27 protein-coding genes are annotated in these 26,514 nt (G+C 67.7%); 18 read left to right on the forward strand and 9 right to left on the reverse strand.

Features of this window, described 5'->3' with window-relative positions; genetic code table 11:
- Nucleotides 1-103: 103 nt before the first annotated feature.
- The 3 genes from KQ297_RS08665 (at nucleotide 104) to KQ297_RS08675 (ending at nucleotide 2,341) form a co-directional block, all read left to right on the forward strand.
- A complete protein-coding gene (locus KQ297_RS08665) occupies nucleotides 104-454 on the forward strand; it encodes a rhodanese-like domain-containing protein (RefSeq protein WP_259739058.1) in 351 nt (116 codons plus the stop codon).
- 75 nt (nucleotides 455-529) lie between these two features.
- Nucleotides 530-1,531, forward strand: a complete 1,002-nt coding sequence (locus KQ297_RS08670; protein ID WP_259739059.1) for a heat-inducible transcriptional repressor HrcA — start codon at nucleotides 530-532, stop codon at nucleotides 1,529-1,531.
- Between the two features lie 12 nt (nucleotides 1,532-1,543).
- On the forward strand, nucleotides 1,544-2,341 hold the full coding sequence (locus KQ297_RS08675; RefSeq protein ID WP_259739060.1) for a 20S proteasome subunit A/B: 798 nt from the start codon (nucleotides 1,544-1,546) through the stop codon (nucleotides 2,339-2,341).
- A 12-nt stretch (nucleotides 2,342-2,353) separates the two neighbouring features.
- Here the strand turns inward: KQ297_RS08675 and trpB are convergent, their stop codons facing one another.
- Both trpB and KQ297_RS08685 read right to left on the reverse strand, forming a co-directional pair.
- Nucleotides 2,354-3,634, reverse strand: coding sequence for a tryptophan synthase subunit beta (gene trpB / locus KQ297_RS08680; protein ID WP_259739061.1), 1,281 nt, complete (start codon nucleotides 3,632-3,634; stop codon nucleotides 2,354-2,356).
- 25 nt (nucleotides 3,635-3,659) lie between these two features.
- On the reverse strand, nucleotides 3,660-3,920 hold the full coding sequence (locus KQ297_RS08685) for a hypothetical protein (protein WP_185474829.1): 261 nt from the start codon (nucleotides 3,918-3,920) through the stop codon (nucleotides 3,660-3,662).
- 47 nt (nucleotides 3,921-3,967) lie between these two features.
- Between KQ297_RS08685 and KQ297_RS08690 the strand changes: the two genes are divergently transcribed.
- Both KQ297_RS08690 and cysC read left to right on the forward strand, forming a co-directional pair.
- Nucleotides 3,968-4,294, forward strand: coding sequence for a translation initiation factor (locus KQ297_RS08690; RefSeq protein ID WP_259739080.1), 327 nt, complete (start codon nucleotides 3,968-3,970; stop codon nucleotides 4,292-4,294).
- A gap of 61 nt (nucleotides 4,295-4,355) precedes the next feature.
- Entirely contained in the window at nucleotides 4,356-4,979 is a 624-nt protein-coding gene (gene cysC / locus KQ297_RS08695; RefSeq protein WP_259739062.1) for an adenylyl-sulfate kinase, read from the forward strand.
- On the opposite strand, the gene KQ297_RS08700 is transcribed toward cysC, so the two are convergent.
- The 3 genes from KQ297_RS08700 to purE are packed head-to-tail and all read right to left on the reverse strand — an operon-like array spanning nucleotide 4,939 to nucleotide 8,135.
- Nucleotides 4,939-6,078, reverse strand: a complete 1,140-nt coding sequence (locus KQ297_RS08700) for an AI-2E family transporter (RefSeq protein ID WP_259739063.1) — start codon at nucleotides 6,076-6,078, stop codon at nucleotides 4,939-4,941. The two genes, cysC and KQ297_RS08700, sit on opposite strands and share 41 nt — an antisense overlap.
- Nucleotides 6,075-7,634 carry a hypothetical protein gene (locus KQ297_RS08705; RefSeq protein WP_259739064.1) on the reverse strand — a complete coding sequence of 520 codons (1,560 nt, stop codon included), beginning with the start codon at nucleotides 7,632-7,634 and terminating at the stop codon, nucleotides 6,075-6,077. Before KQ297_RS08705 ends, KQ297_RS08700 begins: the two co-directional genes overlap by 4 nt.
- Nucleotides 7,635-7,637: 3 nt before the next feature.
- Nucleotides 7,638-8,135 (reverse strand): 5-(carboxyamino)imidazole ribonucleotide mutase, encoded by a 498-nt coding sequence (gene purE, locus KQ297_RS08710; RefSeq protein WP_259739081.1) that lies wholly within the window; start codon nucleotides 8,133-8,135, stop codon nucleotides 7,638-7,640.
- A gap of 153 nt (nucleotides 8,136-8,288) precedes the next feature.
- Here purE and KQ297_RS08715 point away from each other — a divergent pair, with 153 nt between their 5' ends.
- Both KQ297_RS08715 and bchM read left to right on the forward strand, forming a co-directional pair.
- Complete coding sequence (locus tag KQ297_RS08715; protein ID WP_259739065.1) at nucleotides 8,289-9,464, forward strand: N-acetylglucosamine-6-phosphate deacetylase; 1,176 nt, start codon at nucleotides 8,289-8,291, stop codon at nucleotides 9,462-9,464.
- Between the two features lie 27 nt (nucleotides 9,465-9,491).
- Complete coding sequence (bchM, locus tag KQ297_RS08720; RefSeq protein WP_185466683.1) at nucleotides 9,492-10,211, forward strand: magnesium protoporphyrin IX methyltransferase; 720 nt, start codon at nucleotides 9,492-9,494, stop codon at nucleotides 10,209-10,211.
- 18 nt (nucleotides 10,212-10,229) lie between these two features.
- Here bchM and gltB read toward each other — a convergent pair whose 3' ends face one another.
- Nucleotides 10,230-14,828 (reverse strand): glutamate synthase large subunit, encoded by a 4,599-nt coding sequence (gltB, locus tag KQ297_RS08725; protein WP_259739066.1) that lies wholly within the window; start codon nucleotides 14,826-14,828, stop codon nucleotides 10,230-10,232.
- 132 nt (nucleotides 14,829-14,960) lie between these two features.
- On the opposite strand from gltB, the gene KQ297_RS08730 reads away from it, so the two are divergent.
- The 9 genes from KQ297_RS08730 (at nucleotide 14,961) to KQ297_RS08770 (ending at nucleotide 23,902) form a co-directional block, all read left to right on the forward strand.
- A complete protein-coding gene (locus tag KQ297_RS08730) occupies nucleotides 14,961-16,766 on the forward strand; it encodes a phosphodiester glycosidase family protein (protein WP_259739067.1) in 1,806 nt (601 codons plus the stop codon).
- A gap of 65 nt (nucleotides 16,767-16,831) precedes the next feature.
- Complete coding sequence (locus KQ297_RS08735) at nucleotides 16,832-17,188, forward strand: AIR synthase (RefSeq protein ID WP_259739068.1); 357 nt, start codon at nucleotides 16,832-16,834, stop codon at nucleotides 17,186-17,188.
- 53 nt (nucleotides 17,189-17,241) lie between these two features.
- Complete coding sequence (gene rpsL, locus KQ297_RS08740; RefSeq protein WP_185466687.1) at nucleotides 17,242-17,616, forward strand: 30S ribosomal protein S12; 375 nt, start codon at nucleotides 17,242-17,244, stop codon at nucleotides 17,614-17,616.
- Between the two features lie 57 nt (nucleotides 17,617-17,673).
- Entirely contained in the window at nucleotides 17,674-18,144 is a 471-nt protein-coding gene (gene rpsG / locus KQ297_RS08745; RefSeq protein ID WP_185466688.1) for a 30S ribosomal protein S7, read from the forward strand.
- Nucleotides 18,145-18,246: 102 nt separating this feature from the next.
- On the forward strand, nucleotides 18,247-20,322 hold the full coding sequence (gene fusA / locus KQ297_RS08750; protein ID WP_185466689.1) for an elongation factor G: 2,076 nt from the start codon (nucleotides 18,247-18,249) through the stop codon (nucleotides 20,320-20,322).
- A gap of 39 nt (nucleotides 20,323-20,361) precedes the next feature.
- Nucleotides 20,362-21,591, forward strand: a complete 1,230-nt coding sequence (gene tuf, locus KQ297_RS08755; RefSeq protein WP_185466690.1) for an elongation factor Tu — start codon at nucleotides 20,362-20,364, stop codon at nucleotides 21,589-21,591.
- 211 nt (nucleotides 21,592-21,802) lie between these two features.
- On the forward strand, nucleotides 21,803-22,123 hold the full coding sequence (gene rpsJ / locus KQ297_RS08760; protein ID WP_006172311.1) for a 30S ribosomal protein S10: 321 nt from the start codon (nucleotides 21,803-21,805) through the stop codon (nucleotides 22,121-22,123).
- Between the two features lie 133 nt (nucleotides 22,124-22,256).
- Nucleotides 22,257-22,928 carry an LON peptidase substrate-binding domain-containing protein gene (locus tag KQ297_RS08765; protein ID WP_259739069.1) on the forward strand — a complete coding sequence of 224 codons (672 nt, stop codon included), beginning with the start codon at nucleotides 22,257-22,259 and terminating at the stop codon, nucleotides 22,926-22,928.
- Complete coding sequence (locus KQ297_RS08770) at nucleotides 22,928-23,902, forward strand: methyltransferase domain-containing protein (protein WP_259739070.1); 975 nt, start codon at nucleotides 22,928-22,930, stop codon at nucleotides 23,900-23,902. The genes KQ297_RS08765 and KQ297_RS08770 overlap by 1 nt, the downstream gene beginning before the upstream one ends.
- Here KQ297_RS08770 and pheA read toward each other — a convergent pair.
- Complete coding sequence (gene pheA, locus KQ297_RS08775; RefSeq protein ID WP_259739071.1) at nucleotides 23,869-24,711, reverse strand: prephenate dehydratase; 843 nt, start codon at nucleotides 24,709-24,711, stop codon at nucleotides 23,869-23,871. The genes KQ297_RS08770 and pheA overlap by 34 nt on opposite strands.
- A 60-nt stretch (nucleotides 24,712-24,771) precedes the next feature.
- Between pheA and KQ297_RS08780 the strand changes: the two genes are divergently transcribed.
- A complete protein-coding gene (locus KQ297_RS08780) occupies nucleotides 24,772-25,284 on the forward strand; it encodes a DUF1997 domain-containing protein (protein ID WP_259739072.1) in 513 nt (170 codons plus the stop codon).
- Here KQ297_RS08780 and KQ297_RS08785 read toward each other — a convergent pair.
- Nucleotides 25,259-25,855, reverse strand: a complete 597-nt coding sequence (locus KQ297_RS08785; RefSeq protein ID WP_259739073.1) for a ribonuclease HII — start codon at nucleotides 25,853-25,855, stop codon at nucleotides 25,259-25,261. The genes KQ297_RS08780 and KQ297_RS08785 overlap by 26 nt on opposite strands.
- A gap of 41 nt (nucleotides 25,856-25,896) precedes the next feature.
- On the opposite strand from KQ297_RS08785, the gene KQ297_RS08790 reads away from it, so the two are divergent.
- Nucleotides 25,897-26,094, forward strand: a complete 198-nt coding sequence (locus KQ297_RS08790) for a hypothetical protein (RefSeq protein WP_259739074.1) — start codon at nucleotides 25,897-25,899, stop codon at nucleotides 26,092-26,094.
- Nucleotides 26,095-26,097: 3 nt separating this feature from the next.
- On the opposite strand, the gene KQ297_RS08795 is transcribed toward KQ297_RS08790, so the two are convergent.
- Nucleotides 26,098-26,514 (reverse strand): MarR family winged helix-turn-helix transcriptional regulator (locus KQ297_RS08795; RefSeq protein ID WP_259739075.1); only part of this gene is annotated, 417 nt, incomplete at its 5' end.

The raw sequence follows: 26,514 nt of genomic DNA on the forward strand, positions 1-26,514 counted from the left end.
CCGGACGCAGGGGTTGCTGTCATCTTCATCCATGACCACGCCGGATGACAGCCCCACAGCCCCAGGGCGCCGGCACGGCCCCGACTCCTTCAGCATCTGTCTCATGACCCCCCCGACCCCGAAGACCATCCGTGCCGGCGACCTGCAGCAACGTCTGCTCGCCGGCGAACCGCTGCTGCTGGTGGACGTGCGGGAACCGGCCGAACTGGCGATGGCTTCCCTGCAGCACCCGGTGCTGCATCTGCCCCTGAGCAGCTCCAGCGAATGGGTCGGGCGGCTCGATGAGCTGATCGAGCGGGACCGCACCGTGGTGGTGCTCTGCCATGCGGGGATTCGCAGCTGGCAGTTCGCCTGCTGGTTGATGGAGGCCCAGGGCTACGCCGACGTGCTCAACCTGCAGGGGGGCATCGAGGCCTGGAGCGTGGAGGTGGATCCCTCGGTTCCCCGCTACTGAGGCTGAGCTCCAGCAATCCGACTGAACGAGGGGGGTTTTTCCTTACCATCGACTCCACACACTGCACACCCGCATGTGATCGCCCTGCCCCACCGCCAGCAGCAGGTGTTGAAGGCCACGGTGCATCACTACGTCGACACCGTGGAGCCAGTGGGCAGCAGCACCTTGATCCGTCGGTTCGGCTTGCCGGCCAGCCCCGCCACCGTGCGCTCCACCATGGGGGCGCTCGAGCAGCGGGGCCTGTTGCTGCAGCCCCACACCTCGGCCGGACGCATCCCCAGTCAGCAGGGCTACCGCCTCTACGTGGATGCTCTGTTGCCCCCTCCCGGGGCCGGGGCGCTGCAGCTCCAGCGGGAATTGCTGGGTCTGAGCCTGCAGTGGGCGGCTCTGGATGATCTGCTGCTGCATCTGGCCCGTCGGCTGGCCGATCTCACCGGCCTGATGAGCCTGATCAGCCGACCTCAGCGGGCCGAGTCCCGCCTGCAGGCGGTTCGCCTGGTGCCCAACGGTGAGCGGCTGCTGGTGCTGCTGGTGGAGAACGCCCTGGTGGCCAGCAGCCTCAATCTGCGTCTCCCCCCTGGAGCCAGCCTGGAGCTGCCGGCCCTGGAGGGATGGCTGCAGTCGGAACTGGAACGGTCACCAGGTGGGCTGATCCGCTGGGAGTGCCTCCCCTCCCAGCTGCGCACCAGTGGCGGCCTCCTGCGTCAGGCCCTGCGCAGCCATCGCCAGGCCCGCGGCGTGGATGGGGATGGAACCGTGGTGGTGGGCATGGGCGGGCTGCTGGCCCAGCCCGAATTCAGCCGCAGCTCCGATCTGAGGCCGCTGCTGCAGCTGGTGGAGGAGGAGCCGCTCTGCCTGCTCCGCCCCGCGCGGGAGCAGGAGGCGGAAGGGATCTGGATCGGGGCGGAGCATCCCCATCCCGCCCTGCTCCACTGCGCTGTGGTCAGGGCCACCTACCGCGCCGGAGACGGCAGTGAAGGCCAGGTGGCTCTGCTGGGGCCGATGCGCATGGCCTATGCCACGGCGCTCTCAGCGGTGCGCTCGGTGGCCTCTAGCCTGCAGCGTCTTCTCAGCTGAGGCCCCTGGGTCATGACCTATTGCGTCGGGTTCTGGCTGGAGGACGGCCTGGTGATGGCGTCCGACTCCCGGACCAACGCCGGTGTCGACTACATCTCGTCTTACCGGAAGCTGCACATCTTCGAGCCGGCTCCCGACCGGCTGTTCATGCTCCTGGCCGCCGGCAACCTGGCCACGACCCAGGCTGTGATCAACCAGATCCAGCGCGACCTGAACCGGGCCCGTCGACCCACGATGGGACTGGGGAGACCCAGCCCTGACCCGGGCCCCAGGCACCATGACCTGCTCAGCGCCAGCTACCTGTTCGAGGTGGCCGCCTACATCGGCCGGCTGAGCGTGGAGGTGCAGACCGAGAACCACTCGGCCCTGCACCAGGTGGGCGCCAGCGGCGAGGCCAGCTTCATCCTCGGCGGCCAGATCCTCGGCCAGCCCCATGCCCTCTACCTGATCTATCCCCAGGGCAACGCGATCATGGCCACGCCGGAAACACCTTTTCTGCAGATCGGCGAGAGCAAGTACGGCAAGCCACCGCTCGATTCCGTGGGGCACTGCCGGATGTCGCTGGAGGACGCGGCACGGCTCTGCCTGGTGTCGCAGGTGATCACCCGCCGCTCCAACCTCACCGTGGGCCCGCCCTTCGAGGTGGCGCTCTACCCCCGCGACAGCCTGGCGGTGTCGCATCACCAGAGGCTGGAGCGGGGTGCCCGCGAAATCTCTGAGATCAACCGAATCTGGATCGAGAGCCAGCGCCAGGCGATGCAGAGCCTTCCCCGCTTCCCCTGGGAGCAGGCCAGGGAACCCGTGGTCTGATTGCCCCCACGATCAACCGCCGGCCAGCTGATCCCCCAGGCGCTCAGCCACGGTGGTCACATCCTTGTCGCCGCGGCCGGAGAGGTTGATCACCAGCTCGGTGCCCGGCGCCAGGGTGGGACAGAGCTGTTCGAGCCAGGCGAAGGCGTGGGCCGTCTCCAGGGCCGGGATGATCCCTTCGAGCAGGCTGAGCCGTTGCAGGGCCTCGAGGGCCTCCTGGTCAGTGACGGCGGCATACTCGGCCCGGCCCAGCTCCTGCAGGTAACTGTGCTCGGGCCCCACTCCCGGGTAGTCGAGACCGGCGCTGATCGAGTGGGCCTCCTGCACCTGCCCCTGTTCGTCCTGCAGCAGCAGGCTCATGGCGCCGTGCAGCACTCCGAGGCGGCCCTCGGTGATCGTGGCCGCGTGACGGCCCGTGGCCACACCGTCGCCGGCGGCCTCGACACCGATCAGGCGGACGGAAGTGTCGCTGACAAAGGGGTGGAACAACCCCATGGCATTGGAGCCCCCACCCACGCAGGCCAGCAGCACATCGGGAAGGCGATTGAAGGCCGCCTGGCACTGGACCTTGGTTTCCTCGCCGATCACCGCGTGAAAATCCCTCACCAGCATCGGGTAGGGGTGGGGTCCGGCCACTGACCCCAGGATGTAATGGGTGGTCTCCACGTTGGTGACCCAGTCGCGGATCGCCTCGCTGGTGGCGTCCTTGAGGGTGGCGGTGCCGGCGGTGACCGGTTGCACCGTGGCCCCCAGCAGACGCATGCGGAACACGTTCAGGGCCTGACGGCGCATGTCCTCGGCGCCCATGTAGATCACGCACTCCAGACCGAAGCGGGCACAGACGGTGGCGGTGGCCACGCCGTGCTGGCCGGCGCCGGTTTCGGCGATGATCCGCTGCTTACCCATGCGCAGGGCCAGCAGGGCCTGCCCGAGCGCGTTGTTGATCTTGTGGGCACCGGTGTGGTTGAGGTCCTCGCGCTTCAGCCAGATGCGGGGACCCCCTTCGGGGCGGCGGTAGTGGGCGCTCAGCCGCTCCGCCTCGTAAAGCGGGGAGGGGCGACCCACATAGGTTTTGAGCAGGTGATCGAGGCGACTGGTGAAGGCGGGATCCTTCCAGGCCTCAGCAGCAGCCGCCTCCAGTTCCGCCAGGGCCGGCATCAGGGTTTCCGGCACGTACTGACCGCCGTAGCGCCCGAATCGACCGAGCGCATTGGGACGAGCCTCCTTTTCCAGGGCAGCAGCGCCTGGGAGAGCAGCGGAATCCTGCGGGATCGGGGGGAGGGTGCTCGTCACCGGTGGTCGATCGGGGTGCCTCAGCCTAGGAAGCGGGCCGCGGCGGCACCGGCGGTGGCGGCAGGGTCCAGAGGTCCCCTTCAGCGGAGCGGGCCGGCAGCGGCGGCCAACCCTGGGGCTCGTCGATGCGCGGACGCGCTGCAGGATCGCGGCAGGGGGGGGCCTCCACCATCGAGAAACTGAGGGACTGGGCGTCGGGACCCGGCACCGGAATGCAGGCGGGCGCTTCCGGGCGGGGGTTCAGGTCCAGGCGCAGCATCTCGAAGCGGAGGGGCGGCAGATCCATCGGTTCATGGGTGCGCTGTGATGGGAGGCGTAGCGGCAACGGGCGCCATGGGCAAGGGTGGCTGGCAGGAATTCAGCAGCGCGGCGAGCACCGCCCGGCCGCAGGACCCGGCGGCAGCGGCCAGCCCGCGTCCGCAGCAACGGGTGCGGGTGCAGCGCACCAAGGCGGGCAAGGGCGGCAAGACCGTGACGGCCATCACCGGTCTGGAGCTCAGCGAGGCGGAGGGCCGGGCGCTGCTCAAGCGCCTCAAGGCCACCGCGGGCAGCGGCGGCACCCTGAAAAATGGGGTGATCCAGCTCCAGGGCGATCAGGTGGCCCCCTGCCTGGAGACCCTCACGGCGGAGGGCTTCCGGCCGAAGCAGGCCGGCGGTTAAGCCACCGGCCGCTGGAGGGTGAGAACATCCCCTCAGCAACGTCCCTGTGTCCGCTCCGTCGATGACCAGCTCCCCCACCGACAACAAAGCCACCAACGTCGTCTGGCATGAGGCCTCGGTGAACCGAGACTCCCGCGCCCACCAGCGGGGCCACCGCAGCGCCATCCTCTGGTTCACGGGACTCTCCGGCGCGGGGAAGAGCACCCTGGCCAATGCCGTGAACGAGCAGCTGTTCCAGCGCGGTCTCGCCACCTATGTTCTCGACGGCGACAACGTGCGCCATGGCCTCTGCAAGGACCTGGGCTTCTCTGATGCCGACCGGGAGGAGAACATCCGGCGCATCGGTGAAGTGGCCAAGCTCTTCCTTGATGCCGGCGTGATCACCCTCACGGCCTTCGTGTCGCCGTTCCGGGCCGATCGCGAACGGGCCCGGGCCCTGGTGGAGCCTGGCGACTTCATCGAGATCCACTGCGCCGCCGAGCTGGCGGTCTGTGAACAGCGGGATCCCAAGGGGCTCTACGCCAAGGCCCGCGCCGGTGTGATCAAGGAGTTCACCGGCATCTCCAGCCCCTATGAAGCGCCTGAGTCGCCCGAGCTGCGGGTGGATACCGGCGGCAGCCTTGAGGAGAACGTGGCTCAGGTGATCAGCCACCTGGAGGGTCAGGGGCTGATCGCTGCGGGATGAGCGCCGGGGCGCTGGCTCCCAGCAGGGGCGCTGGTTCCGGATCCGGCAGGCCCAGGCGACGGGCCACCTCATCGAGGAAGGCCTTCAGACAGCTGGCCACCGGGACCGCCAGCAGCAGACCCAGCAGATCACCGAACCCCAGCAGACTGCCAACCCTGGCTCCGACAGGCAGGCTGAGCAACAGCCAGGCGGGCTGGAGGCCCACGATCTGACCCATCAGCCGGGGCTGGATCACCTGGTCCACCACCTGACCCACGGTGATCGCCGCCGCCAGCACCTCCAGGGCGGTGCGGAGATCCTCCAGGCCCAGCAGCAGACTCACCAGCACGATCGTGATGGCGCTGGCGTAGGGAATCAGGGTGGTGAACCCGATCGCCACCGCGAACAGCACGCCATAGGGGATCCCCAGCAGGGTGAAGACCACGATCTGGGCCGCGCTCAGGATCAGCGCCAGGATCACCTGACCGCCGAAATACCCCCTGAAGGTGCGGTTCACGGTGCCGAGCACCATCTCCCTCCAGCTCGCCGGCAACCAGCGGGCCAGCCCCCGGCTGATCGACTCGCCGCCGAGGAGCAGGAAGATGGCCAGCACGATCACGATCAGGGTGTTGATCGTGAGGGTGAGCGTGGCTCCGAGCAGCCCCAGCAGCTTCTGGCTCAGCTGCGAGGCGAACTGGGTGGAGCGGGTGAGCAGGGCACTGCTCAGATCACCGAAATCCGCCGGCAGGCCATGCTCCACCGCCCAGGCCTGGGCCTGGTTGAGCAGGGTTTCCGCCTCCACCAGCCAACCCGGCAGCGCCGTGATCAGATCAGCCAGTTGCTCCACCAGCAGGGGGATGATCCAGAGGGCCACCAGCACAAGCGCCAGCAGGCCGAGGCCAAGCACCAGCGCAAGAGCCAGCGGCCGGGGCAGACCACGGCCCGTCAGCCAGCGGCTGGGCAGGTCGAGCAAAAATGCGATCAGCGCGGCACTGAGGAACAGCGCCGGAAACGGGGCCAGCGGCAACAGCAGCTGACGCAGCACCCAGAAATTGAGCACCAGCAGGGGCAAGGCCAGGCCAAGCCGCTGCCAGCGGGTGAATGGAGCCGGGCGGATCATGGCGAGGGAGCCTCACCCGCCGGGTTCGGGGCTGCTTGGTCCAGGGGCTTCACCTGCCGGCGGAACACCTCCAGGCCGGAGTCGGGCACCGGCACCTCGATCAACTGCAGCCACCCCGGGATCAGGGCCTCGACCCGCCCACCGGGCACATCACCGGGCTGCACCGAGAGGCCGCGATCGATCATCACCACGCGCCGCAGGGGTGGACGCACCTCAATGCTGTCCTTGTGCTGATCGAGCATCAGATCAGCCTCGCCATGGTCGTAGGCGGGGAGGTGCACCGAGGGCAGTCGGTAGGGACGGCGGTTGGAGCGGCCGGTGACCACCACCAGGGTGGTGGCGGGATCGAAGCGTTTCGCGGCCCGGATGGCCAGGCTCCAGTCGTGATCGTAGGAGCGCAGATTCTCCAGAAAGCGATCGCCTGGCACCAGCAGGAAAAGGGCGCATTGGAGCACCATCACCAGCAGCAGAGGCCTGGGCCAGCGCAGGGCGCCCCTCCCGTCGGCCCGTTCGGCCAGGCGGGCCGCCACCAGCAGCAGCAGCGCCGGCAGGAACGTGGTGGCATGACCCATGCGGGTGAAATGCACCAGCAGCAGATAGAACGCCGAGGGGAGCACCCAGAGGGCGATGAACCAGCGCCGCCAGAGCCGCTCCTCCCGGGGGAGCGGCCCGGGGCTCTTCGCGGCCGGTCCGGCCCAGCTGGTTCCAAGGGCCAGGCCCAGACCTGCCGGAGCCGTGAGCGCCACGGTGCGGATCAGCAGCCAGCCATTGCCCAGCACCCCGCGGTCGGAAGCCTGCTGGGTATGGGCCCGCTTCCAGGCCATCAACTGCGACCAGTAGAGCTCCAGGCCTCCTGCCTCCTCGAGAAAGGCCTGCCCCCACCACACCAGCACACCGAGACCGAGCGCCACGCCCAGCTGCAACCTCCAGGCCTCGAGGCCTCCTCGTCGCCAGCCCCTGAGGCAGCACACCAGCACCAGAGGCAGGAGGAACAGGGGGGTGTTGGGTCGGATGCCTCCGGCGGTGGCCATCAGCAAGGCGAGGGGAAGCACGAAACGCCGGTCGCCCTCGGCCACGAACCAGGCGCAGCAGGCGATCGCCATCACCCAGCCCAGTTCGGTCCCGTAGCTCAGGGGTTGGCTGGCATAGAACCAGAGCAGGGGGCTGCTGAACAGCAGCCCCACCATCCACCAGGCGGCCCGCTGGCCTGCCCAGCGCCGGGCCAGGATCCAGCCGAAGGGCAGCGCCGCGGCCGACACCAGCGCGTTCACCAGCTCCAGGGCCGCCACCCCGTTGCCTCCGGTGAGCGGCAGGCTCAGCCGTCCGAGGCTGATCAACCACCAGAAACAACCGGGCAGGTGGGGTTGGTGGCGATTGAGGTCAAAGTCGGTGAGGGCCAGCACGAAATTGCCCGCATCCCAGGCCTGCACCAGCTCCGTGCGGGTGAGCCAGCGGCTCAGGGCTCCGGCGACAAACAGCAGCAGCCACCAGATCCAGGGGGCCGCCGGCGGCCGTCTTTGCGCCAGCGGTGCCGCTGTCGAACTTGACTCCACCATCCTTCAGACCTCCATGGCGTGCAGGTAAGCCGCGCTGCCAAGTTCCTGGAGGCGGGCATCCTTGGCGCGAACCTGGTCGTGGAGCCCAAGGCGATGCTGCCTGAGTCGCTCTGCCAGGGCCGGATCCGCCGTGGCCAGGATCTGGGCCGCCAGCAGACCGGCATTGGTGCCATTGCCGATCGCCACCGTGGCCACGGGGATTCCGGCCGGCATCTGCACGATCGAATGGAGTGAATCCACCCCCGAGAGAGCTCGGCTGACCACCGGCACGCCGATCACCGGCAGGATGGTGAGCGCTGCCACCATCCCGGGGAGATGGGCGGCACCGCCGGCCCCCGCCACGATCACCTTGATCCCACGGCTGGCGGCCGATTCGGCGAACTCCACCATTTCCTTGGGAGTGCGGTGGGCCGAGAGCACCCGCACCTCCACGCTCACCCCGAAGCCCTCAAGCACGTCCACCGTGGGCTGCATCGTGGGCAGGTCGGAATCGCTGCCCATCACCACCGCCACGCGCCCTCCCCCAGCGGGAGGTCCCGCAGCCGGGGAGGCTTCAGCAACGGCATGGGGGATGGGTTCGCGGGTCAATTCAGGGAGCGCCGGTGGCCATGCGGCGAGGATGGCATCCTCTTCGCCCGTTCGCACCCGGAGCCGATGCCCGTGCGCTGGATCAGCAACGTCCGTCTGCCCCACGCGTCGCGCTGCAGCCACGGGTCCGGGCGGCGCTGGCGCCTGGGGGTGGACGCACAGGGCCTGATCACGCGGGTGCTGCCGCTGGAGCCGGGCAGCTGCGCCGCCGGCGACGACTGGGGCGGAGACTGGCTCAGCCCCGCCGGCGTGGACCTGCAGATCAATGGAGGTCTGGGGCTGGCCTTTCCTGAGCTGGAGCCTGCCGACCTGCCACGGCTGCTGGAGCTGCTTGATCTGCTCTGGGCCGATGGTGTGGAGGCGATCAGCCCCACCCTGGTGACCTGCGGCGTGGAGCCCCTGCGCCAGGCCCTTGCCGTCCTGCGCCAGGCCCGGCTGCAGCACAGGCCAGGGCGCTGCCAGCTGCTGGGTGCCCACCTGGAGGGTCCGTTCCTGGCCGCCGCGCGGCGCGGTGCTCACCCAGCCCACCACCTGGCGGCCCCCAGCCTCGAGGCCCTGAACGAGCGAATCAAGGGTTTCGAAGCGGAGATCGCCCTGGTGACCCTGGCCCCCGAACTGGAGGGGGCCGAAGCGGTGATCGACGCCTTGCGGCAACAGGGAATCGTGGTGAGCCTGGGTCACAGCGCTGCAACGGAGGCCCAGGCCGAATGGGCCTTCTCCAAGGGGGTCGGCATGCTCACCCATGCCTTCAATGCCATGGCCGACCTGCACCGTCGCGCCCCGGGTCCGGTGGCGGCGGCGGTGCTGCGCGGTGATGTGGCCCTGGGACTGATCGCCGATGGGGTGCATGTGGCCCCGTCGATGGCGGTGCTGCTGCAACGGCTGGCCCCCGAGCAGGTGCTGCTGGTGAGCGATGCGCTTGGGCCCTACGGCCTCAAGGAGGGTCGCCACAGCTGGGATGAGCGGGTGCTGCTGGTGGAGGACGGCAGTTGCCGGCTGGAGGACGGCACCCTGGCGGGCGTGACCCTGCCCCTGCTGGAGGGGGTGACGCGGCTGGCCCGCTGGAGCGGCGAACCGGGGCGAGCGATCGCGGCGGCCACCCTGGTGCCCCGGCGGGTGCTCGGGGAGCGGCGCACGCTGCAGCAGCTGCTGCTGGGACGCCCCCTGGCCGGGACCCTGCGCTGGTCTGCGGGGCCGGACGGAGACCTGCGCTGGCGTCGTTGGCCCGAAGCGGCTCCTTAAGATCCGCCCACTCGTATCACCGCCATCATGGCCACCTCTCCAGCGCCCCACACCGGCGCCAAGCTGGCCGAGAAAGCCGAGGTGCGCGACTACTTCAACAGCACGGGCTTCGAGCGCTGGAAGCGGATCTACAGCGACAGCGACGACGTCAACAAGGTGCAGCGCAACATTCGCCTGGGCCACCAGAAGACCGTGGATCAGGTGCTCGAGTGGCTGCAGGAGGAGGGCGACCTGCCGCAGCGCAGCTTCTGTGATGCCGGCTGCGGTGTGGGCAGCCTCAGCCTGCCCCTGGCCCAGCTCGGGGCAGGCAGCATCGCCGCCAGTGATCTGTCCGAAGCCATGGTGGAGGAGGCCAGGCGGCGTCTGGAGGCCAGCGGGCTCGCCTGCGAGCGGGTGGAGTTCACCGCCTCCGACCTCGAGAGCCTTCAGGGTCGCTACGACACGGTGATCTGCCTGGACGTGTTCATCCACTACCCCCAGGCTGCGGCCGAGGAGATGGTGCAGCATCTGGGCGGGCTTGCCGAACGGCGCCTGATCGTCAGTTTTGCCCCCTACACCCCCCTGCTGGCCCTGCTCAAGTCAATCGGGCAGCTGTTCCCGGGTCCGAGCAGGACCACCCGGGCCTACACCCTGCGGGAGGAAGGGATCGTGGCCGCCGCCGCCGAGGCCGGCTTCAGGCCCAAACGGCGCAGCCTCAACCAGGCACCCTTCTACTTCTCGCGCCTGATCGAATTCGAGCGCAGCTGAGTCGAATCCTGGCCTGGCTCAGGTGGCCATGGCCAGCTTCTCCCGCTCCAGCAGACCCACCGTGGCCAACTCGCTGGGGGGCACCAGCACCTTGAAGCGTGGGCGCCACTGGGGCCAGTTCGCCAGGATCTCGGCCGCCTTGCGGCTGCCGGTGATCTCCAGATGGGCCTCCAGCAGCGGCTTGATCAGCTGCTCCTGCTCAGGGGTCTGCAGGGGATGGACCGACACGATCTCGGGGTTGAGCAGACCTCCCAGCGCGTCCTCCTCATCGAGAAGGAAGGCCACACCGCCGGTCATGCCGGCGGCCACGTTGCGGCCGGTGCTGCCGAGCACCACGACCACACCACCGGTCATGTACTCGCAGCCGTGGTCGCCGCAACCTTCCACCACAGTGCGCGCGCCGCTGTTGCGCACAGCAAAGCGCTCACCGGCACGGCCGAGGGCGAACAGCTCGCCACCGGTGGCGCCGTAGAGGCAGGTGTTGCCCATGATGACCTGGTTGCCGGGATCCTGGGTGTCAGCGGAAGGCACAACCGTGATGCGGCCGCCGTTGATTCCCTTGCCGACGTAGTCGTTGGCATCCCCCTCAAGGCGCAGGTTCATGCCCTGCAGCGTGAAGGCGCCGAAACTCTGGCCGGCGGCACCCTCGAAGCAGAGATCGAGCCACCCATTGAAGCCTTTGTTGCCATGGCGGGCAGCCACCTCGCCAGCGAGGCGGGCTCCCACACTGCGGTCGGTGTTGACGATCGGCAGGCGGCGGGTCACCTGCCCGTGCTGCTCGATGGCCGCGAGCACCTCGGAATCAGCCAGGAGCTGATCCTCGAGGATCACTCCATTGCCATGGGCCTGGCTGTCATGGTGCAGCCAGCTGCGGTCGTCGGAGCCGGGCAGCGGGGCCAACAGGCAGGTGAGATCAAGGGCGCTGGTCTTGGCCAGGGCCACATGCCGGGGGTGAAGAAGCTCCACCCGACCGATCAGGTCTTCCAGCCGGGCCACCCCCAGCACACTCAGCAACTGGCGCACTTCCTCAGCCACGTAGAGGAAGAAATTGACCACGTGCTCCGGCAGGCCGGTGAAGCGCTTGCGCAGGGCCTCCTTCTGGGTGGCCACCCCCACCGGACAATTGTTGGTGTGGCAGACGCGAGCCATGATGCAGCCCTCGGCGATCATGGCCACCGAGCCGAATCCGTATTCCTCGGCGCCGAGCAGGGCCGCCATCAGCACATCCCAGCCGGTTTTGAGGCCGCCATCAGCCCGCAGCACTACCCGACTGCGCAGACCGTTCTCCAGGAGGCTGCGGTGCACCTCGGAGAGGCCCAGTTCCCAGGGGCTGCCCGCGTGCTTGATCGAGCTCAGGGGTGAGGCTCCGGTGCCGCCGTCGTGGCCGGAGATCTGAATCACATCGGCATTGGCCTTGGCCACACCGGCAGCGATGGTGCCGATGCCGATCTCGGCCACCAGCTTCACGGACACCTTGGCGGCGGGATTCACCTGGTGCAGATCGTGGATCAGCTGAGCCAGATCCTCAATGGAATAGATGTCGTGGTGGGGCGGGGGTGAGATCAGCGCCACCCCGGGCTTGCTGTTGCGCAGCCAGCCGATGTAGGCATCCACCTTGGGGCCTGGCAACTGGCCCCCTTCACCGGGCTTGGCCCCCTGGGCCACCTTGATCTCCAGCTGCTGGCCACTGCGCAGGTACTCCGGCGTCACGCCGAAACGCCCCGAGGCCACCTGCTTGATGGCTGAGCAGGCGCTGTCGCCAGGCACCAGGCCCCTCAGGGTGGGCAGGGTGGCTGAGCGGCCGTCCGCGTCGACGTCGGGCAGCGGGTGGTAACGGGCCGGATCCTCTCCCCCCTCACCGCTGTTGCTCTTGCCGCCGAGGCGATTCATGGCCACCGCCAGCACCTCGTGGGCTTCGCGGGAGAGGGCGCCCAGGCTCATGCCACCGGTGCAGAACCGGCTGCAGATGCTCTCCACACTCTCCACCTGCTCGATCGGAAGCGGGGTGGGGGCGGGGCGCAGCTCCAGCAGGTCGCGCAGGCCCGTGACCGGGCGGTGCTCCAGCAGGGTGCGGTAGGTGGCGAAATGGTCGTAGCCGGGGCCGGCGGCGACCGCCGCATGCAGGGCCTTGGCCATCTCGGGGCTGTTGAGGTGGAACTCGCCACCGGAGCGGAATTGCACGAAGCCCATGAACTCGAGCTTGGTGCGGTTGAGCTCGGGGAAGGCCTTGGCGTGGAACGTCAGGGTTTCGTTGGCCAGATCACGGAGGCTGAGGCCCGCCACCCGGCTGGTGGTGCCGCGGAAGGCCAGCTCGATCAGATCGGCGCCGATGCCGATCGCCTCGAAGATCTGAGCGCCGTGGTAGCTGGCAAGCAGCGAGATGCCGATCTTCGAGAGGATCTTGCGCAGGCCGGCCTCCAGGGCCTTGCGCACGTTGGCCTGGGCCTTGGCGGCATCGATCGCCGGCAGCTTGCCCCGCTCCATCAGGGAGCGGGTCTTGGGGTGGGCCAGCCAGTGGCGGGTGGTTTCCCAGGTGAGCCAGGGGCAGACGGCGCTGGCGCCGAAGCCGATCAGGCAGGCCAGGTGGTGGGTGCTCCAGCACTGAGCCGTGTCGATCACCAGGGAGCAGTGCAGGCGCACCCCCAGCCTGAGCAGATGCTGGTGGACCGCGCCCACCGCCAGCAGGGCCGGGATGAAGGTGGTGGTGGCTGTGAGGCCCTCGGCGGTGCGGTCGGAGAGCACCAGGATCTGACTGCCGTTTTTCACGGCCTGCTCGGCGGCCTGACAGAGACGCTGCACAGCGGTCTCCAGGCCAGCTGGTCCCTGATCAAGCCCGTAAAGGGTGGTGAGGGTGGTGGTGACCAGGCCCTGGTGGGGCAGAGCCTCCAGGTCGGATTCGTTGAGAACGGGCGTGGCGAGGTGGAGCACCGAGGCGGCTGAGGGCTCTGGCCGCAGGGCCGATCCGCGCCGTCCCAGGTGCATCTCCAGGCTCATCACCAACTCCTCGCGGAGCGGGTCGATCGGAGGATTGGTGACCTGGGCGAAGCGCTGCTTGAAGTAGTCGTAGAGGAGGTGGGGCTTGCCGGAGAGCACCGCCAGGGGGATGTCGTCGCCCATGCAGTAGGTGGGTTCCTTACCCTGGCCGGCCATGTCCTCGATCACCAGATCCAGATCCTCGGACGTGAACCCGAAGGCGGTCTGGTGGCGCAGCAGGTCGAGATCGCCGAGCTGCTGCTCCGTGCACCAGGGCTGGGGCTCCAGGCTGCGGCGGTACTCCTGCAGCCAGGCGGAGTAGGGGTAGCGGGAGGCCACCTCCTCCTTCACCTGCCAGTTCTTGAGCAGACGCCCCTGCTCGAGATCCACGGCGAGCATCTGGCCGGGGCCGAGGCGGCCCTTCTCGACGATGCGGCTCTCCTCGATCTCCACCACCCCGGTTTCCGAACCCATCACCACCAGGCCATCGCTGGTGATGCAGTAGCGGGCGGGGCGCAGTCCGTTGCGGTCGAGGGTGGCGCCGACGCTGCGGCCATCACTGAACACCAGCAGGGCCGGGCCGTCCCAGGGCTCCTGCAGGCAGGCGGAATATTCGTAGAAGGCCTGAACATCGGGTCGTGACTCCAGCTCAGGCTGCTGATGAAACGCTTCCGGCACCAGCGTGAGCAGGCTGTCGGTGATCGGCCGGCCACTGCGCACCATCAGCTCGAGCATGGCGTCGAGGTTGGCCGAATCACTGAAGGCGGCGTTGACCACCGGCTTGAGGTCGGAGGCGGCATCGCCCCAGACCGCATCGAGATGGGACTCGGCCGCCTGGGCCCAGTTGATGTTGCCCAGCAGGGTGTTGATCTCGCCGTTGTGACCCAGCAGCCGCATCGGCTGAGCCAGGGGCCAGCGGGGCAGGGTGTTGGTGCTGAAGCGGCGGTGATAGACGGCGAAACTCACCGCGAAGCGCGGATCGCGCAGATCGGCGTAGAACCCCGCGAGCACTTCGGAGCGCACCATGCCCTTGTAGACGATGGTGCGCCCGCTGAAGGAGGCGAAATAGAGGTCGCTGGGATCACCCCCCGGGGCGGCCCGCACCATGTCGACCGCCCGGCGACGGCAGCGGAAGAGCAGGGATTCGAGCGCATCACCAGGCTCAGGGCCCTCCACCAGCCACTGCTCGATGCGTGGCACGGTCTGAAGCGCCAGGGGGCCCAGCACGGAAGGCTCCACCGGCACCTCGCGCCAGCTGAGACTGCGCAGGCCCACCTGGGCGGCCGCCTGCTCGCACAAACGCTTGACCTCCTGGCGTTTCGGCTCCGACACGGGCAGGAAGACCATCGCCAGGCCTCGGCGCTCTGCCGGTGCCAGGGAGGATTCGGGCCAGACCTCGCCCAGGTAGCTCCAGGGAATGCCGCAGAGCACGCCGGCACCGTCGCCGGAATCACCGTCCCCGCCACAGCCGCCGCGGTGCTCCATGCAGCTAAGGCCGCGCAGGGCCTGCTCAAGCAACCAGTGGCTGGGCTCACCGCTGAGCTGAGCCAGAAAGCCGACGCCACAGGCGTCTTTCTCGCCCGCAACCTCCGCAGGTGCCGGACTGTCGCAATGGGGCCAAACAGAGCGGCGAGGAAGAGGCATAGCCCGGCAACAACCTGTCAGGAAACCGCAGAAGCCTGACGCAAGGCGGCTCCCGCACGGGTGTGAATTGTGATCCTAGGAAAGTGCGATCAGCGTTAGCGTTCACCACCAACGGATGCGGGTCCAATCCTGATGCGGTGCCGATCCCTTCGAAGCGGCCTGATCGGCCTGGCGTTGGTGGCCATGCTGCCGGCTGCCGACACTGCCCTCGCCGGGGCCGAAGCCCAGGCCCAGGGCCTGCTGGCCCTCAGCCCCACCTCTCCACGCCAGGAGGGCCAACGGATCTTGATCAACGGACGGGAGCAGAGCGCCCGCTGGCAATGGCTCCCATCCGCAGGGGGAAACCCTGCCCAGGTCTGGCTGCCACTCGAGGTGCTGCAGGGCCAGCTGGGAGTGGCCAGCAGCACCCGCGTTGACGGCAGCCTGGAGCTGGAGTGGTTCGGGCGGAAGCTGCTGGTGCCCACCAATGCACAGCGCAGCCTGGACGATGAGGTGGCCCTGGAGGCGGCCCCCTTGCTGCAGGCGGCCGGGGTCCGCATCCAGACGGACGGAGACCGCCTGCTCCTGGAGATGCCCCTGCCCGGCCTGCTGCGGGTGAGAGCCTCACCCCCCGGCCCAGATCGCCGGGTGGTGCTGGACCTCAATGGGGCGGCCCTGGTCCGGCAGGACGGCGGACAGGTTCTGCTGGGCCTGCGCAGCACGGCCAACCAGCGCGCTGAACTGCAGGCGCTCGGCGTTGTGGTCAGCTCCAGCCGGGAGGGGCTGCAGCTGCGCCCGAGCGGCGGTGGCAGGATCCTGACCCTGGGCGGCCCCGACAGGGTGGTGTTCGCCATCCCTCCGGGTTCCAGCGCCGGGGGAACGGCCCGGACGGATCCGGCCCCACCCCCCCTGGATCCACGCCTTCAGGCCCTGCTCTCACGCAGCGTCAGCATCGATCGCCAGGTTCGCCCGGTGGGAGCCAGGCGCATGCTGATCAGCAGCGTCCGCTTCGACCCGAGGACCAGTCCGCTCGACCTGCGGCTGCTCACCCGTCCTGACGGGATGCAGGGGCTGACCTCGCTCACGGCCCTGGCCCAGCGGGAGCAGGCCCTGGTGGCCATCAACGGCGGCTTCTTCAATCGGGTGCGGCGGCTGCCCCTGGGGGCCCTCAAGGCCGAGGGGCGGTGGCTCTCGGGACCGATCCTCAACCGCGGCGCCATCGGCTGGCAGCCCGGCGGTCTGCCCCGCTTCGGCAGGCTGGTCCTGCAGGAGCAGCTGGTCGACGCCAGGGGTCAGCGCTGGCCGCTGACCAGCCTGAACAGCGGCTATGTGAAACGGGGCATGGCGCGTTACACCGCCGACTGGGGGAGGGCCTATCGGGCCCTCAGCGGCAACGAATCGGGCGTGTTGATCAGGGGTGGGGTGGTGCAGCAGCGGCTCGGAAGCACCGAGCTGAAGCGGGGCATCGCCCTGGGGCCCGAGGACACCCTGGTGGTGGGCAGGGCCGGAGTGGTTCCACCGTGGCCCGAGGCCAGCCGGCTCAACCTCGCCAGTCGGCCCAGCGACCCGCTCGGCCAGAAGGCCTTCGTGATGGGGGGCGGGCCCCTGCTGCTCCTGAACAGCCGGGTCGTCCTCAACGGCACAGCCGAAGGTTTCAGCAGCGCGTTTCAGAGCCAGGGCGCCCCGCGCACCGTGATCGGCAGCGATGGACGTCAGCTCTGGTTGCTGACGCTGCAGGGGGTGGGCCACGCCGGCCCCACCCTGCGGGAGACCGCCGTTCTGTTGCGGCAACTGGGCATGCGGGACGCCCTCAACCTCGATGGCGGTAGCTCCACAGGGCTGTTTGTGGGCAACACCCAGACGGTGCGGGGGCGGGGAGTGGCGGCCTCGATCCACAACGGTCTCGGCCTCGTGCCCCGCAGCGGGCAGGCGCAGGCCGTGGAACGAGCCGGGCGCTGAAACCGCCTGGCGCAGAGGCTGGCAAGCTGGAGGCCTCCACGGTCACCTTGCGCCAGATCGCCCCCATGCCCAAGGGTCTGACCCTGCGACTGTCATCCGCGGCGGCGGCCGAGCTCGGTCGACTGGCCGCTGTGGCCGGCACACCCGGTCTGATGCACCTGGATCTGGTGCCAGGGGGATGCGAGCAATGGGTCATCCGGATCCGCCCGGGGCCCCTCGCTGGAGTTCCTGTGGCCCGGGCCGATGGCATCACCCTGCACTCCCCGGCGGCCCAGGTGCCACTGCTGGCGGGTCTCAGCCTGGATTACCGAGGTGACCTCAGCGGCGGCGGCTTTCTGATCCGCTCCGGGGAGGGAGTGCGCTGCTGTGCCTGCGGCGCCGCCTTCAGCCGATCGGGGGTTGGGGGGACCACGACAAAGTAAGGTGACGGATTGTCGAAAACGGCCGGACGCCCGGCCTAATTCTCCGGCCCTCGATGCCCACGATTCAGCAGCTGATCCGCACCGAGCGGCAGCACCTCACCCGCAAGACCAAGTCCCCGGCTCTGCGCGCCTGCCCAGAGCGCCGTGGGGTGTGCACCCGGGTGTACACGTCCACCCCGAAAAAGCCGAATTCGGCCCTTCGCAAGGTGGCCCGTGTGCGCCTCACCTCCGGCTTTGAGGTCACGGCCTACATCCCCGGGATCGGTCACAACCTTCAGGAGCACTCCGTGGTGCTGATCCGTGGCGGTCGCGTCAAGGACCTCCCCGGGGTCCGCTACCACATCATCCGCGGCACTCTCGACACCTCGGGTGTCAAGGATCGTCGCCAGAGCCGCTCCAAGTACGGCGCCAAGGCTCCCAAGAGCTGATCCCAGGCCTGATCGCCTTCCACTCCTCCCCTTCGCACCGCCGATCCCCTCAGGTTTATGTCCCGCCGCAACGCTGCTGAGAAGCGCCCGATCCTTCCTGACCCCCAGTTCAACAGCCGCCTGGCCTCGATGGTCGTGGCACGGCTGATGAAGCACGGCAAGAAGTCCACCGCTCAGCGGATTCTCTCCGACGCCTTCGGACTGATCAACGACCGCACCGGCAGCGATCCCCTCGAGGTGTTCGAAACGGCCGTGCGCAATGCCACTCCCCTGGTGGAGGTCCGCGCCCGCCGGGTGGGCGGTGCCACCTACCAGGTGCCGATGGAGGTGCGTCAGGAGCGGGGTACCGCCATGGCCCTGCGCTGGCTGGTCAACTTCTCCCGGGCCCGCAACGGTCGGAGCATGGCCCAGAAACTGGCCGGCGAACTGATGGACGCCTCCAACGAAGCAGGCAGCGCTGTCCGCAAACGCGAAGAGACCCACAAGATGGCCGAGGCCAACAAGGCCTTCGCCCACTACCGCTACTGAGCACCCGCTCTGGGCTGAACGGCGGGCGCCTTCACTCAGATCAGGCCAGCCCCAAAACTCGCGCCCGCAAAATTCGTCGATCCAACACCGGAGACCTCCCCCGTGGCCCGCGCCTATCCCCTGGAACGCGTCAGAAATATCGGCATTGCCGCTCATATCGACGCCGGCAAGACCACCACGACCGAACGGATCCTGTTCTATTCGGGTGTGGTCCACAAAATGGGTGAGGTGCACGATGGCGCCGCTGTGACCGACTGGATGGCCCAGGAGCGAGAGCGCGGCATCACCATCACCGCGGCGGCCATTTCCACCAGCTGGAACGACCATCGCATCAACATCATCGACACCCCAGGTCACGTCGATTTCACCATCGAGGTGGAACGCTCGATGCGGGTGCTTGATGGTGTGGTGGCTGTGTTCTGCGCAGTCGGTGGGGTGCAGCCCCAGTCTGAAACGGTCTGGCGCCAGGCTGACCGTTACAAGGTGCCCCGGATCGTGTTCGTCAACAAGATGGACCGCACCGGGGCCGATTTTCTCAAGGTCTACGCCCAGATCAAAGATCGGCTCAAGGCCAATGCCGTTCCCCTTCAGCTGCCGATCGGCGCCGAAGGCGACCTGAAGGGAATCATCGATCTGGTGAGAAACAAGGCCATTCTCTACACCAATGATCTCGGCACCGACATCCTCGAAGGTGAGATTCCTGAGGCCATGAAGGAAGAAGCCGCCGAGTGGCGCGGCAAGCTGATGGAGTCGGTGGCTGAAACCGACGAAGAGTTACTGGAAGAGTACCTGGAGAATGGTGAACTCAGCGAAGACCAGCTGATCAAAGGCATCCGCACCGGCGTGGTCAAGCACGGTCTCGTTCCCATGCTCTGCGGTTCCGCCTTCAAGAACAAGGGGGTCCAGTTGGTGCTGGACGCCGTCGTGGATTACCTGCCCGCTCCGGTCGACGTGCCGCCGATCACCGGCCTGCTGCCCGACGGCACCGAGTCGAACCGTCCCTGCGACGACAGTGCCCCGTTCAGCGCCCTGGCCTTCAAGGTGATGGCCGACCCCTACGGGAAGCTCACCTTCGTGCGCATGTATTCCGGGGTGCTTCAGAAGGGGAGCTACGTCCTCAACAGCACCAAGGACAAGAAAGAGCGCATTTCCCGCCTGATTCTGCTCAAGGCGGATGATCGCGAGGAGGTGGATGAGCTGCGCGCCGGCGATCTGGGTGCTGTGCTGGGCCTCAAGGACACCACCACCGGGGACACCCTCTGCGTCGAGAGCGACCCGATCATCCTCGAATCGCTCTACATCCCTGAACCGGTGATTTCGGTGGCGGTGGAGCCCAAAACCAAGGGCGACATGGAGAAGCTTTCCAAGGCTCTTCAATCCCTTTCCGAAGAGGACCCCACCTTCCGAGTGTCCACCGATCCTGAAACCAGCCAGACCGTGATCGCCGGCATGGGTGAGCTGCACCTGGAGATCCTGGTCGACCGGATGCTGCGAGAATTCAAGGTGGAGGCGAACATCGGCGCTCCGCAGGTGTCTTACCGCGAAACCATTCGTGCCAGTGCCAAAGGCGAAGGCAAATTCGCCCGCCAGACCGGCGGCAAAGGCCAGTATGGGCATGTGGTGATCGAGATGGAGCCGGGCGAACCTGGTTCCGGCTTTGAGTTCGTCAACAAGATTGTTGGCGGCATCGTACCCAAGGAATACATTGGCCCCGCAGAGAACGGCATGAAGGAAACCTGCCAGTCCGGTGTGATTGCAGGATTCCCGATGATCGATATCCGAGTCACCATGGTGGATGGGTCCTACCACGACGTGGACTCCTCCGAAATGGCGTTCAAGATTGCGGGCTCGATGGCCTTCAAAGACGGGGTCAAGAAGTGCAATCCTGTACTTCTTGAGCCGATGATGAAGGTGGAGGTCGAGATCCCCGAGGATTTCCTCGGATCGGTCATCGGTGACCTCTCCTCCCGTCGCGGACAGGTCGAAGGGCAATCCATCGACAACGGACAGTCTAAAGTCCAGTCCAAGGTGCCCCTGGCCGAAATGTTCGGCTACGCCACTCAACTCCGATCCATGACCCAGGGTCGGGGTATTTTCTCGATGGAGTTCAGCCACTACGAGGAAGTTCCTCGCAATGTTGCTGAGGCCATCATCGCCAAGAATCAGGGCAATTCCTGATCTCTCAACCCTAACCACCACCCCCGATTCTTTCCTTCAATGGCTCGCGAGAAGTTTCAGAGGAACAAACCTCACGTCAACATCGGCACCATCGGTCACGTTGACCATGGCAAGACCACCCTCACTGCCGCCATCACCAATGTGCTGGCCTCCCTAGGCCAGGCCAAGGCCCAGAACTACGCCGACATTGATGGTGCTCCCGAAGAGAAGGAGCGGGGCATCACGATCAACACGGCCCACGTCGAGTACGAAACCGACAAGCGTCACTACGCCCACGTCGACTGTCCCGGTCACGCGGACTACGTCAAGAACATGATCACCGGTGCCGCCCAGATGGACGGCGCCATCCTGGTGGTGGCCTCCACCGACGGCCCGATGGCCCAGACCAAGGAGCACATCCTGCTGGCCAAGCAGGTGGGCGTTCCCGCCCTGGTGGTGTTCCTCAACAAGAAGGACATGGTCGACGACGAGGAGATCCTCGAGCTCGTCGAACTGGAAATGCGTGAGCTGCTCAGCAGCTACGACTTCCCCGGCGACGACATCCCCATCATTGCCGGTTCCGCCCTCAAGGCTCTTGAGCACATCCAGGGCGGCGGCAAGGGCATCCGCGGTGAGAACGAGTGGGTCGACAAGATCCTCGACCTGATGGATGGTGTCGACGAGTCGATCCCCGAGCCTGAGCGTGAGATCGACAAGCCCTTCCTGATGGCTGTCGAAGACGTCTTCTCGATCACCGGACGCGGCACCGTGGCCACCGGCCGGATCGAGCGCGGCAAGGTGAAAGTGGGCGAAACCGTCCAGATCGTGGGGATCAAGGACACCCGCGAAACCACCGTCACCGGCGTGGAGATGTTCCGCAAGCTGCTCGACGAGGGCATGGCCGGAGACAACGTGGGTCTGCTGCTGCGCGGCGTGCAGAAGGAAGACATCGAGCGCGGCATGGTGCTGGTCAAGCCCAACTCGATCAAGCCCCACACCAAGTTCGAAGGTGAGGTTTACGTCCTCAAGAAAGAAGAAGGCGGTCGCCACACTCCTTTCTTTGCCGGGTACCGTCCCCAGTTCTACATCCGTACAACGGATGTGACCGGCCAGATCACTGCCTTCACGGCCGACGACGGCTCCAATGTGGAGATGGTGATGCCCGGAGACCGCATCAAGATGTCTGCTGAGCTGATCTGCCCGGTGGCCATCGAGCAGGGCATGCGCTTTGCTATCCGCGAAGGTGGCCGCACCATCGGTGCCGGCGTGGTCTCCAAGATCGTCGCCTGAGTCGGAAACGGCCGCCCTGAATCAGGGGCCTCCCCCACGATAGGGAAGGCCCCTCGAAACGCACCTCGACAAGTTGTTCCAAGCTCCTATCGCTTGTCTTCAGCGGGAGTGAGCATGGCCCCGGCCGGCTCCATCTCCCGCCATCCCATTCACGTCTCCCTGTTTTTCGGCCGTGGTCTCCACCAGGGCCTGCGACCCCACGAATCTCTCCATGTCAGCCGCCATCGCTCAGCAGAAGATCCGCATCCGTCTCAAGGCGTTTGATCGCCGCATGCTGGATCTCTCCTGCGAAAAAATCATCGAAACGGCCGATCACACGGCTGCCACGGCCATCGGTCCCATTCCCCTGCCCACCAAGCGCAAGATTTACTGCGTGCTGCGCTCGCCCCACGTGGACAAGGATTCACGCGAGCACTTCGAGACCCGCACCCACCGGCGGATCATCGACATCTACAGCCCCACAGCCAAGACGATCGACGCGCTGATGAAGCTCGATCTCCCCAGTGGCGTCGACATCGAAGTGAAGCTCTGAACCTCGATCACACGCGACACGACGAATTTCTGGACCCACCCTCCCGGTGGGTCCTTTTTTTCTAGACTCTTCGGAACGTTTCGGCGCTCCAGCCAGCACCCCCGACCACCCTTTGCCGCCCTGCACACCTTCTGTGACTGATCTGGCCGTGAGGGAACTCCCACTCTTCCCCCTGCCGGATGTGGTGCTGTTCCCGCAAGAAGTGCTTCCCCTGCATATCTTCGAGCCCCGCTACCGCATGATGTTGAAGACGGTGCTGGACACCGACCGTCGTTTCGGCGTGGTGCGCTGGGACCCGAACCAGCAGGACATGGCCCAGGTGGGCTGCTGCGCGGAAATTCTTCAGTGCCAGACCCAGGACGATGATCGCAGCAACATCGTCACCCTCGGCCAGCAGCGCTTCCGGGTGCTTGAGGTGGTCCGGGAAGCTCCGTTCCGCGTCGCCATGGTCAGCTGGATCGAGGACGATCCCAGCACCAGCCACGACGTGCTTCAGGATCTGGCGCACCAGGTCACCCAGGCGCTGCGGGATGTGGTGGATCTGACCGGCAAGCTGATCGGCAAACCGACCACCCTTCCCTCTGATCTGCCCGACCTGCCCCGCGAGCTGTCCTTCTGGATCGGCTCCCACCTGGGGGGACCCGTGGCGGATCATCAGCAGGCCCTGCTGGAGATCACCGACACGTCCGAACGCCTGCGCCAGGAGTTCGCCCTGCTCGACCAGACACGCCGCCAGCTGGCCGCCCGCACGGTCCTCAAGGACACCTTCAAGGATATGGGGGAGCCCAGGCAGGAACCCTCCTGATGCCGCTTCCAACCTGGCTTCCTCCTCTGGCCGTGGGGGCCGGAGTCGGTCTGCTCGGTCTTGGTGTTGTGAGGGAGTGGCAGCGCCGCGACCGCCGCTTTCAGAGCACGGCCACCGTGGCCGAGGCCTACGACCGCTGGACCGGCGATCGGCTGCTGGAGACCCTCTGGGGCGAGCATGTGCACCTCGGGCACTACGGCAACCCCCCGGTGGCCCGTGATTTCAGGGCGGCCAAGGAGCAGTTCGTGCATGAGCTCGTTCGCTGGTCGGGGCTGGATCGGTTGCCCCCCGGCACCACCCTGCTGGATGTGGGGTGCGGCATCGGCGGCAGCGCCCGCATCCTCGCCCGCGACTACGGCTTCGATGTGCTCGGCATCAGCATCAGCCCCGCCCAGGTGGAGCGGGCCCGGCAGCTCACACCCCCCGGGCTCTCCTGCCGCTTCGCGGTGATGGACGCCCTGGCCCTGAAGCTGGAGGACGGCGGCTTTCAGGCCGTCTGGAGCGTGGAGGCCGGGCCGCACATGCCCGACAAGCAGCGCTACGCCGATGAACTGCTGCGGGTGCTGGCCCCAGGTGGGCAGCTGGTGGTGGCCGACTGGAACCGGCGCGACCCCAGCGACGGTGAGCTCAACGGGCTGGAGCGCTGGGTGATGGATCAGCTGCTGCACCAGTGGGCCCATCCGGAATTCGCGTCCATCCCCTCCTTCCGCCGCAACCTGGAAGCCAGCCCCCATCGGCGGTCCGGAGCCGTGGAGACCGCCGACTGGAGTGAAGCCACCCTGCCCTCCTGGATCGACTCGATCCTCGAAGGGGTGCGCCGCCCCGGCGCCATCCTGAGGTTGGGTCCGGCAGCTGTGCTGCAGGGGTTGAGGGAAGCGCCCACGATCCTGCTGATGCACTGGGCGTTCAGCAGCGGGATGATGCGCTTCGGGGTGTTCCGCTACTGCTCTTCGGACAGGTTGGTGAGCGGGTAGGTGCCGAACAGGGCCAGGTGCTGGCAATGGCCGCGCAGGGCTTCGATCGCTTCCTCCAGCAGGCTGGGGTCCGCCGGCATCTCCAGATCGACGAAGAAGATGTATTCGCCCATCTCCCGCTTGGAGGGGCGTGACTCGATCCGGCTCATGTTCAGCTGCAAGCGCGCGAAGCAGCTGAGGGCCTCCAGCAGAGCACCCGGGCTGTTGCTGCGCAGGGAGAAGGCCAGGCTGCACAGCGTGGCTGCATCCGGCTGGCTCTCCACCTGCCGCTGCAGCATCAGGAAGCGGGTGCAGTTGCCGGGCACATCGTTGATCGGATAGGCCAGCACCTCGAGGCCATGCTCCTTCGCAGCCCGGGGTGAGGCCACCGCCGCCCGGAAGCGACTGCCGGCCACCAGCCGGGCGGCTTCGGCGGTGGAGCTGGTGGGCAGCTGCAGCGCCTCACTCAGGTGTTCGCTCAGCCAGAGGCTGCACTGGGCCAGGGCCTGGGGATGGGAGAGCACTTCGCTGATGCGCTCGATCGGCCCGGAGCCCAGCAGCGCATGGCGGATCGGCAACACCAGACCACGACGGATGCGCAGGTCGGGGTGCTCCCAGAGACCATCGAGACAGGCGGTCACGCCTCCTTCCACCGAGTTCTCCACGGGCACCACAGCGGCGTCGCAGTGGCCGTCCGCCAGGGCCTTCACCACGGAGCGGATGCCGCTCTGGGCCATCAACTCCGGTGCGTCGATGCCCTCCAACGCGGCCAGCTGCCGCGTCGCCTGCTCGCCGTAGGTGCCGGCAGGGCCGAGGAAGGCAAGACGCATGGTGAAGGGGTGAAACATCGGTCGATAAGATCATCCCCCCCCGGCCACCGAGGAGAGGCGATGACCCTGGCCTTCAGCGCCAGCCAGCAGCTCAGCCTCCCGATCGACGAGCGGGCGGAGGAGCTGGTGTCGTACCTCGACGACGAGGAGCGGGTGATCCAGGCCCTGCTCGATCCCAGCCAGCTGACGCGCCTCGGGCCCGGGGACTACCGCTACGACGTGACACGGCTGCAGGTGTTTCAGCTGCAGGTCAAGCCGGTGGTGCATCTGCGCGCGCAGCGACGGCCCGGGCGGCTGGAGCTGGATGCGGTGGACTGTCACCTGGAGGGACTCGGCCTGGTGGACGATTTCCAGCTGAATCTGACCTCCTGGCTGGAGGTGGGGGGACGGGGGCTGGAGGGGGAGGCCCAGATGGCCGTTTGCGTGAGCCGGCCGCCGATGCTGCGCCTGATTGCACCCCGGGTGCTCGAAGCCACCGGCCGCTCCCTGCTCGGCGGCGTCCTGCTGGGGATCCGCACGCGGGTGAGCCAGCAGCTGCTCAAGGATTTCAGCAGCTGGCGGGAGAGCCGCTGAGCACCCGGGTCAGAAAGCTCAGGCGGTGCAGGCCGCTGGGGCCGAGACGACCCAGGGCCTCCCGGTGCAGAACCGTGCCGTAGCCCGCATGGCGCTCAAGTCCATAGCCGGGGAAGCGCTGGGCCAGGCGCTCGATCAGGGCATCGCGGGCCTGCTTGGCCAGCACACTCGCGGCGGCAATCGCCAGGCAGCGGCGATCACCCCGCACGAGGGTGCGCTGCCGCCCCGGCCAGAGGCGGAGCGGCAGCACCCCATCCACCACCACCAGATCAGGGACCAGCGGCAGCCGCTGCAGGGCCCTGAGCATGGCCAGCTCCGTGGCCGTCCGGATGCCGAGGCGATCGATCTCCACGGCGGACGCCTGGCCGAGGGCCCAGGCGCTGGCCTGGGCGGTGATCAGGGGCACCAGACGCTGGCGCTGGCGCGGACGCAGGGCCTTGCTGTCGGTGAGACCGGCAGCCGCCAGGGGGGCCACCGACTGGGAGGGCAGCACCACAGCGGCGGCGAAGACAGGGCCGAAGAGAGATCCACGGCCCACCTCGTCGACACCGGCAAGGGCCCGCTGGGCCACTCAGACGGTGGCGGAGGAGCGACGACGGCGGCGGCGGCACCGTGTTCATCTGTCTGGACGCCGGAACGGTCGACCTCGGGCTTCCGTGCACGCTCGACGCCCAGTGCGTCAGCGGGCTCTGCGACACGAGCCGCAACGTCTGCACGCGCCTGTGCACCGACGACCGCATCTGCCCGACCGGCACCCGCTGCGTCGCCGACGTCGCGAGCGGCGGCGCCTTCGCGACCTGCGTTCTCTGAGCGCTACAGGTACTCCGCCGGCCCCAGCTCGTCGCTCACCGTCAGCAGCGCCCGTCGCAGGCGCGTGAGCCCGGCGGCGCCGAGCACCTCCGCCCACTCCGCCTCGATCGCGGCGATCACCTCGCGCGCGTCGTTCAGCAGCGCCATGCCGCGCTCGCTGAGGACCACCCGCTGCGCGCGGCCGTCATCGGGATCCGGGCGACGCTCGACGTAGCCGCGCGCCTCCAGCGACTTCACGCTCTTGCCGATCGCCTGCTTGGTCACCGCCGCGCGTTCGGCGAGCTCACTGATCCGGGCGCCACCGTCGGCGGGTAGACGCGCGATCACGGTCACGTCGCTGTGCCGGAAGTCCTCGTAGCCGCGGGCGTGGATACGCTGATCGAAGGCTTCCTCGAAGGTCCAACGAGCACGGGCGAGCGC

Source organism: Synechococcus sp. CS-205 (genome assembly GCF_025128255.1).
In the GTDB taxonomy this organism is placed as follows: domain Bacteria; phylum Cyanobacteriota; class Cyanobacteriia; order PCC-6307; family Cyanobiaceae; genus Regnicoccus_A.